Here is an 11,768-nt window from a genome sequence, read left to right on the forward strand (position 1 = left end):
CGTGCCGTGGCACTACATCGATCCCGGAAAACCGCAGCAAAACGCCTTCATCGAGAGCTTCAACGGCAGCCTCAGGGACGAACTTCTGAACGAGGAGATCTTCGACAGCCTGGATGACGCGCGGCGTAAGCTGGCCCTCTGGCGCTACGACGACAACACGGTCAGGCCGCATTCCTCGCTGGAGAACCAGACACCGCTGCAAGCGCGCCGAGTGCTTGAGCAATCTGAGGGCTCCGCGCCCGGCGCGCGTGCGCCAGACGGGGAAGCCGAATACCCAGATCTAACCTGCAGACTCTCGTCATGAATGAGGGACCGGCAGGGGGCAGATCAGAGCCTATGATTCAGGGTCGAATTTGAGCATCTGCGACAGCTCTTCGAGCTGGCTCTCTTCGCGCGCCATCAGCTCTGTCCGCCGCTTGGCTATCTGCTGCCTTGAAACATCTTTCGCGGCCTCATCGCGCGAAAAGGCGAGCCGGGCGGCAGCCATGCTGTGGGCCTGCTTTGCGCGCGACATTGCAATGGCTCGGTTAATTTCACCCCTGCGCTTGGACAGCCAGCCCTGCCACAGCGTATCTGCCCCAAGCATACGACGGGGATCGACCGAATCATGATCGCTGAAGGACTGCTGCCGCAGCCCGTCGATGCGATCGAGTTCGCCCTGGTGGCGCATTTCCTCAGAGAGGTCCCTGCGATAGGATTCCAGAGCCCGCTCGCGAAGCAGCGCCGTCACACGAAGCAGGTCGTCGATCTCGGAACTCATCACTCGTATCCCTTCTTTTTGCGCATTGCCTTGCGCATGTCCTCTGCAAAGCGAATGGCCGCAGCCACCGGTCGGAAATGCTCCGGCGCGATCTGGTCGCCGATTTGCGTTGTGGCGTGCACTGCGCGCGCGGTTGGCGGATCGGAGTGGATCGGCACATCAGCCGCTTCCGCGATCTCGCGAATACGCAGCGCAATCTCGTCCACGCCCTTGGCGACACAGACAGGCGCCTCTCCCTTCATGCGGCTCCAGCTCAGCGCAACCGCGTAGTGAGTCGGGTTCACGATGATCACGTCCGCCTTGGGCACGTCCGTCATCATCTGGTTCATTGCGATCTCCTGGGCGCGCGCGCGGCGATGCTGCTTGAACATCGGGTCGCCTTCAGACTCCTTGTATTCGTCCCGAAGTTCTTTTTGTGACATTCGGTTGCGGCGCATGTGTTCGGCCCGCTGCCAGAGAAAATCGACGGCGCCGAGGCTGATGGCGATCATCGCCGCAATGGCCAGGAGGTTCAGCATGAGCCGCCCCATGAGCGCTGTCGCCTCGCGCGGGCTTGACCGCCCGACACCCGCAATCTCGTCAAGGCGAGATGACAGGAAAAGGCCCAGAACCACTGAATAGAGGGTAAGCTTGGCGAAACTCTTGGCAAATTCGAAAAGACCCCGGCGTCCGAATTTGTTCTTTGCGTTTTCGATCGGCGACAATCGGTTGAACTTGAGTTCAAGCTTGGAGGGCGTAAAAAGCAACCCTCTGGTCGCAAGAAGCACCAACAAAACGGACAGAGCAGGCACCGAAAGCCACAAAAGCACCGGGCTAAGGACGGCCGTCATCAGGCCACCAGTCGGCGCAGTTGACATGTCACTGAAGAACAGCCGCTCAAGCCGGTCCGGTTGCTCGATCATTGGCATGAGCGTGTCGGCAAAGCGGATCAGGGTCGCGCCACCCACCGTCACCCCGGTCACGAGCATTCCCAGATAGGCTGACGCGGTGAGCATGTCAGGAGATCTCGGAATCTCGCCCTTCTTGCGCGCATCATCGAGTTTGCGCTGAGATGCCTCGTGGGATTTTTCGCCGCCTTCGTCTTCTGCCATGCCGATCTACCGAAACGGGTTTGACAAGAAGAGGTCGACCGTCGAAAGCCAGACCGACAGCATGACGGGCGCGGTCAGGATCAGCATCGCCATGGCCCCGAGGGTAATCACGGGCGCGCCGACAAAGGCCACCATAAGCTGGGGCATCGCCTTGTTGATAAAGCCGAGCGTCAGGTTATAGAGCGCCGACAAGATGACGAACGGCGCGGCGAGCGTGAAGGCAAGCGAAAAGCTCTCGGTGATCTGGCGACGCCCTGTCTGGCCGATCAGGCCAGGGTCCGGAAACGACAGCGGGGGCAGCAAATCATACGACAGGATCAGGAATGACGCTGCCTTGACGTGAAAGCCCGTAATCATGAGCAACGCAAGCGCCGAGACGGTGAGAATATGGCCAATTGCAGGCATCGGATCCGCAGCGCTGTTGCCCAGCAATTGCGCAAGCGACGTTGACTGTGCCGCGATACTTCCTGCGGTTTGCAACGCATGCATAAGAAGCCGAAGCCAGAGACCAAGGATCAGTCCGGAAATGCTTTCTGTCAGGATCACCTTCAACACGTTTGCGTAACTTGGCTCGATCGCGGGAATCTTTTGCGCGGCGACCGGCAGCACGATCGTCGTCATCAGCAGGCTGAGCACGAGCCGCACGCGCACCGAGACGCTCTGCTCTCCAAGGCCTGGAAGCGACGCAATCATCGCAGCCACCCTCAGAAAGACGATGGACCCCAGCCACGCCCAGCCGGAGATCAGCGTCACGACCTCGGACGGAAGGGTCATGCCGCCACCACACCGACCAGCGCGGGGCGTGCCTCGATCCCGATTTCCTCAAACGACAGGACCGGATTTCCGATGCCCTTCGCCGCGAGAATCGTGCGCAGAAAGCGCCTGCGCCGTGCGCTCGTCACAAGGGCGGGAAATATCCCCCGGTTTCCGGCCTCGCTGACTTCGGTTGCAACGCCTGTGGTCAAAGATTCGAACATCTCCGGAGGCAGGGCTACGTCCAGCCCGCCGCGCGTGCCTTCGACCTGATATGTCGAGAACGTATCCTCCCACTCGGGCGCGAGCTGGATCAGTGGCAGCGTGCCGTCCTTGCGGCGCATTCCCGCAACGAGCTGGAAGCCGATTCGCTGACGGACATGTTCACAAATCGCTTCGGGGCTGTTGTGTTGACCCCGTAGTTCGGCAATCGCTTCAAGGATGAGAGCCATGTTTCGGATACTGACCTGCTCTTCGAGGAGCAAGCGCAGCACCTGGTGAAGCGTGTCGATCTGCACCTTTTCGGGGATCAGCTCGTCCAGCAACCGACGGTTTGCATCGGCCCGTTTCTGGTTGCTGAGCGTGACCATCTCATCAAGAATCCGGCGCAGTGCCTTGAGCGTCAGAAGCCGGCCGAAGTTACGCTTGATCACCTCAAGCAGATGCGTTGCAAGAACCTCGGTCGGGGTAACGATGGTCGCACCCGTGATCGCCGCGCGATCCTGATCCTGCGGACGAATCCAGCGCGCGGGCGCGCCATAGACGGGTTCGGTTACATCCTTGCCTGCCGGAAGCCTGCCGTGATCCTCGGGCATAAGCGCAAGGACGAGATCCGGGTTAAGCTCTCCACGCGCGATTTCGACCCCGTGAATGCGCACCACATAGGTGCCCGCCTCCAGGGCCGGGGCGTCGGTCAGCCGGATCTCCGGCAGGATCAATCCGAAGCCTGACGCGATATGGCGGCGCATGTTTTCGATTCGCACGTCAAGCCCTGTCCCCGGATCGAGCACCATGTTCACCAGGTCTGGCGCAAATTCGACATGGATCTCGTCGACATCAAGCACGTCACCGATGGATTTGCGCGGCGCTTCTTCGGCCGCGGCAGGCGCACACTCGATTTCGGCCTCAGCCGGCTTTTTGGACTGAACGTACGCGATCACACACAACACGCCCGCACCAAGTATGAACGGCACAAAAGGCAGACCAGGGATTAACGCAAACAGCGCCATTAGAATGCCGACGGTCCAAAGCGCGGCGGGATGACGCGCAAGCTGCTTTGCCATCGCAACATCCGTCGCGCCGGTCGCACCTCCGCGTGCCAGCAACAGGCCAGATGCGATGGAAATGATCACGGCTGGGATCTGGGATACCAGCCCGTCGCCGACGGTCAGGATGGCATAGGTTTCAAAGGCGCTCGATATGGCCATGCCATGGCCAAAAACACCCATGATGATACCCATGACAAGGTTCAGAAGGGTAATGAGCAGGCCGGCAACCGCATCGCCCTTAACGAATTTCGAGGCCCCATCAAGGGAGCCGAAAAATGTTGTCTCTTGTTGCTCAAGCTCGCGGCGACGCTTTGCTTCGGCATGGTCAATCGCCCCTGCCGACATGTCACTGTCGATCGCAAGCTGTTTGCCTGGCATCCCGTCCAGCGCAAATCTGGCGCCAACCTCGGCCATTCGCGCGGCACCTTTTGTGATGACCGCGAAGTTGACGATCATCAGAACGCCGAAGACCACAAGCCCGAGAAATACGCTGCCGCCCATCACGAAATTGGCAAAGCCTTCGATCACCTCGCCGGCCGCGGATGTGCCAGAGTGTCCCTGACCGATAATCAACTTCGTCGAGCTGACATTCAGCGAAAGACGCAGCATGAGAGAGGCAAGAAGAATCGTAGGAAACGCAGAAAAATCGAGGGGTCGTTCGATAAAGAGCGTGACCGTGAAAATCAGGATTGCCAAGCCGAACGATGCGGCCAAGCCGACGTCCAGTACCCAGGAAGGAACTGGAAGGATCATCATGACGATCACCGCCATGAGGGCGACAGCGAGAAGCACGGTCGGCTTGAAGATCGAAGCTGAGGTCTTGTCCGCCGTCATGCTGCATTCCGCCCCGTCAGCGCAAAGTTGGGCGAAGGCAGATCCTGAGGTCCAAATTTCAAACCCGACTGGCCAGAAATCCACCGTCCGCGAGCGGCATCATGGGCTTGCAGCTGGGGATAGTGCGCGGTGCTAACCGGAAACCGCGTAAGATGCGACGGATACTTGACTGATTTTGACGTGTCTAACATTGTGATCCGCGTTCCTTCTGGAGCGATACACCATCGCTAGCGGAGCATGGTTTATTTTCCGTAACTTTCCCCGCCATTCACTCGGCACTGAGACGCGTTGCATCCAGAAGCGCCCGGATCGTGCCACGCGTGTCCGCGCCTGCACCCGCCACCGTTTCGGCGACGGCGAGACTCGGAGCGTTTGACGCCGGATCAGGAATGGTGTCCTGCCGAAGCCGCATTGCCGCGCTCAAAGCATCCCGTTCGCCGCCACCGAGGTTCGGCTCCCCGGCCAACCAAGCCGAGCGACGCGCATTTTCGGTATTTCCGAGGGTCGTGTAGGCTTCCGCAGCGTAGCTATAGTCCCCCATCATGCGCCGCGCCTCCGCGCGCAGTGACAAGGCGTCGTTTCCTTTAAGGCCAATCAGCGCGATCTCAGCTTGTTCAGGTTCAGCTTGCGCAAGATGTGCCCGCGCACTAAGCAACCTTACATCAGGCTTCGTCCGATCTATTCCCTCGAAGTCCAGCCATCGCTTCGCCGGTTCCGGAAGACCAAGGTCAAGAAGACGGCCTGCGACGAGCAGCGCGCTTTTCGATGACGCGAGGCCGTCGTAACCATCTGTTCGAGCGAGCGAATGTTTCAGGAAGGCGGTATCTTGCGCTTGTTCGGTTAACAGCGTCAATAGATCTGTGGTGGCTTTTGCCCGGATACTTCTTGGATAGTTTGGTTTATCAAACAGCTGACCGAAACTTGCATCATATTGTCCGTTCGCCGTCAGCGCCCGCAGATGCGCCAACCAGAGGTCGGGACCCTTTTCTGTATCACGCATTTCGGTCGAATACGCCCCGGACAGATCCGCAAGGGTGCTGTTCACGCGTTCCCGATTCTCCGTAGCCAGTTCGATGGCTTGCGCCATCGCTTCCGGCGCGTTGGGCCCCGACTTCGAGGCAATCGCATTAAGAATCTCGTGTGCTTGGTCGTGGGAGGCGTTCAAACGGTCGATCTGCGCCTTACTGAACATCATGTCGTCGTTGATTTCACCAGTGGCCCGCTCAAGGCGTGAGAGCACGTTGCGCGCCGCGTCTGGAAAACCTTCCTCCGCGAGGCGCGTAGCGAGGCGCGGGCCAAGTTGTGTCCGCATTCGAAGGGACAATCCCTCGAAAGTAGTGAGAATAGCCTTTTGATTGACCCCAGCGTTTCCAGGCAAATCGACCGAACCGATCAGCGCCCAGAAAGCCGCCGGGCCGTCGCAATTTGTTTGTCCCGCAAAAACTCCGGCTCGATCCGAGTACCCATCAACAATACCAGCGATTGCAAACAGCGCTGAGTCCTGCGTATCCGAATCCAGATCCAGCACCGCACGTGCTTCTGCTCCGAACCCGATGCTGGTGTAGGCGCGCGCAAGTCCGATGACGACATCTCTGTCAAGCCTGTCAAATTCTCCGAATAGCCTCCCGCGCAACGCCGGTATCGTGTCGGCAAGAGGGTCGTCACCGCCCCAGGATGTGATGTCGAGATCGCGTTCAGCGACGCATGTCGCGCCTCCTATGCGAATATGAGATTGCATGTTGCCCGGCTCGCGCCCCGAAATTACCGCTTCAATTGCTCTTGCCGCCTTCTTCTCCGGAGTCTCTTGCGACGAAGAAAGCGGGCTTACGTTTACTTTTTGCTCGACATGGCTATCACCCGCCTTTGGGAGAGAACGCATCGCCGAATCCAAAAGTCCGTCTGTCGCCGCAGTTGCAAGCTGTTCCGCAAGCATATGCTCGAAAACGCCAGGGTCCAGTCCGGTCGCTGCGGACTGGCTTTCCGATTCAAACGGTCGGGGCCCCTGTACCAGCTCGTTGAAATCCGGCAGCAACGCATTTCCAGCGTTTTTGGGACCAATTCCCGGATTCTGTCCGATACGAACGCTCGACAGAGAAGGCGTTTCCGAGGTGGCCGCCTCGTCAGCAACGCGCGCCGGAGATTGGTCAACCGTTGAAGCTTGAGGAGAGGATATCCCGCGACGAATGTCGACCACGAGCATCCTGTCATTCGCCAGAAAAGCCTCTGCGACACAGGCACAGCCGAGTGATATCCGGATTCCCTGGTCCCCAGGCAACTCGGACACTCCTAAGACACGCTCTTCATTCAGTCGAGTCAGCGCCCGCGACAAATCGAATTCAATATTCTCCCCGCCCAGACGCACATCGATCGCGTCAGAAGAGCTCTGGTCAATTGACCAGCCCGTATCTGCGGGAATATCAAGTGCTAACCGAGTGAAATTCCCGTGCTCACCCGAACGAACCCGCACGTCCTGTGCCGCAGTTGGAGACGTCGTCGCACAGAGCAGCATGACTGTCAGAAGGCTCCGGATCATGCCGCCTCCTGCTTAACAGATTTCAAAGCTTCTTCGAGATCGACAAAACTCGGTCTGAAATGCGCCGGGGTATTCTGGCGTCCCACTTCGATACAGATATTTGTTGCATGATTGTGCAAATTCGCCACGAGGACTTCGCGTATAAGCTGGTAGAAGTGGAGATCTTCTTCGACCACCGCTTTGACTTTGGATGCAAACGGCCCCATGAAACCATAGGCTAGAAACACCCCGAGAAAGGTGCCCACGAGCGCCCCGCCAATCATCTTGCCAAGGACCTCCGGCGGTTGATCGATTGACGCCATCGTCTTGATCACGCCAAGCACGGCCGCGACGATGCCAAGCGCCGGCAGGCCGTCCGCCAAGCTTTGCAACGCATGGTTCGAGTGCATGCGATGATGTTCAAGGGCTTCGATCCGTTTATCGAGCACCTCCTCAACCTGATGGGGATCGTCGTAGTTCATCGACATTGATCGCATCGTGTCACAGATGAGCTCTACCGCGATCTTATCAGCCTGAACCTTGGGATACTTCGAGAAAATCGAAGATTCCCCTGGCGATTCGACGTGCTCTTCGATCGCGACGGGGCTTTGCCGGGCGAGTCGTATGAGTTCAAACAGCAGGCACAGCAGATCCCGGTAGTCGGAAGGCTTCCACTTTGCGCCCTTGAAGACCTTGCCGATGTCCTGAACCGTATGCTTAACGACGCCCATATCGTTACCGATCAGAAACGTGCCCAAACCAGCCCCAGCGATCATCATCAATTCGAACGGAAGGGCTTTCAAGATGATGCCCATCTTTCCGCCGGCAAGCGCATAACCGCCGAAAACCATGGCGAAAATCAGTACGATCCCGATGATCCCCAACATAGGGCGACTCCTTCACTGCGATGAGAGAACGTTAGCCCGACAGCGGTTAACAAAGCTTATGCTGTCGGGCCTGGCACAGCTACATGACCAGGAATTCCGCGTGCAGCGCGCCCGCGGCTTTGATGCTCTTGAGAATGTCGATCATATCTCTGGGCGAAACGCCCAGCGCATTGAGACCCGCAATAACTTCGGACAGCGACGTCCCACTCGGGATCTCGGCAAGGCTGATTCCGGGCTCTTCGTTGATTTCCGCCTGCGTCCGCGGAACCACCACGGTTTCTCCATCGCCAAAAGGACTGGGTTGCACGGTCAACGGCGCCTCTTCTATGCGCAGCGTCAGGTTGCCTTGCGAAACCGCCACACGAGAGATGCGCACATCCTCGCCCATCACGATGGTGCCCGACCGCTGATCGACAACGACGCGCGCCCGGCGCTCTGGCTCGACCGGTAGATTTTCGATCGCGACCACTGCACGCGCCGGAGAGCCCGTCGCAGTGCGCTGAAGATTGATCGAAACCGTCCCGGCGTCCATCATTTCCGCGACGCCGCGACCCACATTGGCATTGATGACGTTTTCGATTCGGGCTGCGGTAGTGAAATCCGGTTCGCGCAGCGCCAGCCGAAGGGTCGATAGCTCTGAAAAGTCGAACTCGACCTCACGCTCGATTCTTGCGCCCGCCGGTATAACGCCGGAGGTTGGTACACCCTGAACGACCCGCGCACCATCACCCTCGGCTTCGACACCCCCCGCGATAATGGTACCTTGCGCGACCGCGTAGATCTGGCCATCCGCTGCGTTCAACGGCGTCATGATCAGCGTTCCGCCAAGAAGGCTTTTTGCATCGCCGATGGCTGAAACCGTGACATCGATCTGGCTGCCGGCGCGGCCGAACGGCGGCAACCTGCCCGTTACGAACACGGCCGCAACATTGCGCGGCCGGAACTGTTCACCGGTCACATTGACCCCCAGGCGTTCGAGGATGTTCTGCATGATCTCTTCGGTGAAGGGGGCGTTGCGCAAGCCGTCGCCTGTCCCGTTCAGGCCCACGACGAGCCCGTAGCCAACAAGGTCGTTGGATCGCACTCCGTCGACTTCCACGAGATCCTTGATACGAACAGATTGAGCCTCGGCAAGGCCGCCGCAGATTCCCAGACAAACCGCGACCATCATCATGAGCCGCATCAGAGATACCCCACGAGCGACATCCGCGACGAGCGAACCGTGATTGCGTAGATTGCCTCCAGCTGCGAGCGCGTATTCTCGTAGGCGGTCGCCGCTTCGTATTCATCGGTACCGACCAGCTCGGTTCGCGCGATCATCATCGCCGTGCGCTCTGACGAATTGCGCGCGACCGTGTCTTCGATTCTGCCTTCCAGCGCGCCGAGCCCCGCCCGCAGTTCGACCACGCGTGCTTGCGACGACTGCAGATTAAGCGCCGCGTTGGAAATCAGTTCTGATTTGACCTCGGTCGAAAAGCCCAGCACGTCGTTACTGGCCAGTGCCGCCTTGGCGACTGCTTTCAAAGTTTCCCGAAAGACATCGTCATCAGCGCGAATATCGACCTGCGCGCTTTCGGTGCTGGACAGGCGCATCGGTGCAAGCGATGTGGTCGAACCTTTATAAGCAAAGGTATCAAAACCGCCTCCTGCTGTATCAAACCAAGTGTCCAAAGCGGATTCGACCCCCGCCACGGTGGTCGCGCCCGACAATACGGTTTCAAGCTCCGCAAGCAATGCTTCGCTGTCTACGAGGGGCGGCGTGTCGGTGGCCGTTCCCGAAAACAGAAACCGCCCGGCAATGGACCGGTTCAGCCCGTTCATCATCTGGTCGAGAGAACTTTCCGCAGAAGCAGAAAGCGTGCTGAACATCTCATCGGTCTGCGTCAGCTCGACCTTCATCAGGTCTTGCGAGAGAGCTTCTGAGCGGCTCTGGATCTCGTCCAGCGTGGTTTGCATCGTGCTTGTCACAAGCCCAGCTTCGGATGTGTTCACACGATAGGTTTCGAGCTTGGCGAGATTGCGGTCGATGGACAGCAGTTCGGTGATGTCTCCGCCAAGATGTGAAGCCTTGTCGGTGACAAAGCCGGTAGCGATTTCCACCGACAGGCTGTCCATCGTGGCATTTAGACGGGTCTGATGAGAGCGCAGAACCAAGGTTCTGGCCAGGTCGCCTACGGTATCCATGATTGGCTCCTCAGATGCTCAGAAGGGTTTGCATGAGCTCATCGACCGTGGTCATAACGCGGGCGTTTGCCGCGTAATGCTGTTCGATAAGCAGAAGATCCTGAAGTTCGGCGTCGGTATCGACGCCTTTTGACAACTCAAGTTCCTTGAGCGCGGTATGCTGCGCGCTGCTGAAGCTTTGCTCGCCATCGGCACGGACCCGCGCCGCCGAAATCGCGGATACAAAATCCGAGACATGGCCGGCAAAACTGGAGGTTCCGGTCCCGAGGCTGGTCGAGCTGGGCACGGAAAGACCGTCAAGTGCGTCCGAATAGCCCTGAATCAGGGTCGCGTCCCCGACATTGCCCTGCGTTGCGGCGCCGAGGCCGTCACGAAGTCTCCAGGTTCCGGTCCCGCCGGGATCGACCAGAGAATTGAGCGAGATCCGGGCCGCGAGCCCAACCTCAAGCAGCGGATCAAAAGCAAGGCCAGCATCGGTGAAAAGCCCCGCATCCCCTGCGGCAAGCGTGGTATCAGCGCCTCCGGGGCCGAACCGATCCACGAGATCGCGCGCGATGCCATCCAGCGCCGCCTGCATATCGACCGCCACGACATCGCGGATTTGCAGCTGGGCGCCAAGAGTGCCGCCGCCAAGCGGACCCTCGTTGGTGCTGTTGATCGCGTGGCCATTGATGGTGATCCCCGACAGACCGCCGTCCGCAAGTGTCCGGTCCGCCGTGATCGGTTCCTGCGGTGTGAATCCGATCTGGGCGGGTTGGCCGCTGAAAGACGGATCCAGAAGCACGGTGCCCGAGGCGGCATAGACTGCCAGCGTCCCGTTGTCGCGCGCCACAGTGCGCAGCGGCACTATTTCGGAAATCGTATCAAGCACCCGCTGGCGTTCGTCCATCAGTGACGACGCATCAGCGCCGCGCAGCACGCTTTCGCCGATGGAATCGTTCAGCTGCTTCACACTTGCGAGAGAATCGTTCAGAGATTTGATGTCGCTTGCGATCGACTTGTCGGCATCGGTCCGCGCGTCCTGCAGCGCGCCGCTCACTTGATTGAGCTTTTCGGTAAAGTCCTCTGCGGCGAGGGCTACGGATTTCAGACGCTGATTGGAAGACGGATCGGAGCTCGCCGACAGAAGCGCATTCTCGAAGTTCGAATAGAGCGTGGTCAAGGACCCCGCCTCTCCGCTTTCGCCGACAAGCATCTCGATCTTGCTGGCGAAGGTTTGCATGTCGTCGGCGTAGCCGAGCTGGGCATCCGACAGGCGGCGATCCGCAAGAACCACCGCGTCTGTATTTCGGGTCACACCATCGACACTGACCCCGCCCCATGTCGTAGAGCGGGACGAGACATCGAGTGTGCGGCGCCCGTAGCTTTCGGTCGTCGCATTCGAAATATTCGACGAAACAAGCGTTGCCTGACGGGCCTGTGTGGTGAGGCCGCTCAAGGCGTTGGACAAAGCTCCGGAAAGTGACATTCAGCGGCCTC

At 59.1% G+C, this 11,768-nt stretch carries 10 protein-coding genes; 1 reads left to right on the forward strand and 9 read right to left on the reverse strand.

Annotated features, from left to right (window positions below; genetic code table 11):
* Positions 1-304 (forward strand): integrase core domain-containing protein (locus ATI53_RS03355; protein ID WP_146609879.1); only part of this gene is annotated, 304 nt, incomplete at its 5' end.
* Between the two features lie 30 nt (positions 305-334).
* Here ATI53_RS03355 and ATI53_RS03360 read toward each other — a convergent pair.
* From ATI53_RS03360 to flgK, 9 genes are all read right to left on the reverse strand, one after another.
* Positions 335-760, reverse strand: coding sequence for a hypothetical protein (locus tag ATI53_RS03360; RefSeq protein ID WP_009502892.1), 426 nt, complete (start codon positions 758-760; stop codon positions 335-337).
* On the reverse strand, positions 760-1,851 hold the full coding sequence (locus ATI53_RS03365) for an EscU/YscU/HrcU family type III secretion system export apparatus switch protein (RefSeq protein WP_009502893.1): 1,092 nt from the start codon (positions 1,849-1,851) through the stop codon (positions 760-762). Before ATI53_RS03365 ends, ATI53_RS03360 begins: the two co-directional genes overlap by 1 nt.
* A 6-nt stretch (positions 1,852-1,857) precedes the next feature.
* A complete protein-coding gene (locus ATI53_RS03370) occupies positions 1,858-2,625 on the reverse strand; it encodes a flagellar biosynthetic protein FliR (protein ID WP_009502894.1) in 768 nt (255 codons plus the stop codon).
* Positions 2,622-4,706, reverse strand: a complete 2,085-nt coding sequence (gene flhA, locus ATI53_RS03375) for a flagellar biosynthesis protein FlhA (RefSeq protein ID WP_009502895.1) — start codon at positions 4,704-4,706, stop codon at positions 2,622-2,624. Before flhA ends, ATI53_RS03370 begins: the two co-directional genes overlap by 4 nt.
* Positions 4,707-4,974: 268 nt before the next feature.
* Positions 4,975-7,239 carry a hypothetical protein gene (locus tag ATI53_RS03380; RefSeq protein ID WP_240778541.1) on the reverse strand — a complete coding sequence of 755 codons (2,265 nt, stop codon included), beginning with the start codon at positions 7,237-7,239 and terminating at the stop codon, positions 4,975-4,977.
* Entirely contained in the window at positions 7,236-8,105 is an 870-nt protein-coding gene (gene motA, locus ATI53_RS03385; protein ID WP_111549729.1) for a flagellar motor stator protein MotA, read from the reverse strand. The genes ATI53_RS03380 and motA overlap by 4 nt, the downstream gene beginning before the upstream one ends.
* A gap of 79 nt (positions 8,106-8,184) precedes the next feature.
* Positions 8,185-9,279, reverse strand: coding sequence for a flagellar basal body P-ring protein FlgI (locus ATI53_RS03390; RefSeq protein WP_223865882.1), 1,095 nt, complete (start codon positions 9,277-9,279; stop codon positions 8,185-8,187).
* A gap of 8 nt (positions 9,280-9,287) precedes the next feature.
* The gene (locus ATI53_RS03395; RefSeq protein ID WP_034451528.1) at positions 9,288-10,289 is read right to left on the reverse strand and encodes a flagellin; all 1,002 of its coding nucleotides are present in this window, start codon (positions 10,287-10,289) and stop codon (positions 9,288-9,290) included.
* Positions 10,290-10,299: 10 nt separating this feature from the next.
* A complete protein-coding gene (flgK, locus tag ATI53_RS03400) occupies positions 10,300-11,757 on the reverse strand; it encodes a flagellar hook-associated protein FlgK (protein ID WP_111549731.1) in 1,458 nt (485 codons plus the stop codon).
* Between the last annotated feature and the right edge of the window lie 11 nt (positions 11,758-11,768).

This window comes from Salipiger aestuarii, from assembly GCF_003259905.1.
GTDB lineage: Bacteria > Pseudomonadota > Alphaproteobacteria > Rhodobacterales > Rhodobacteraceae > Salipiger > Salipiger aestuarii.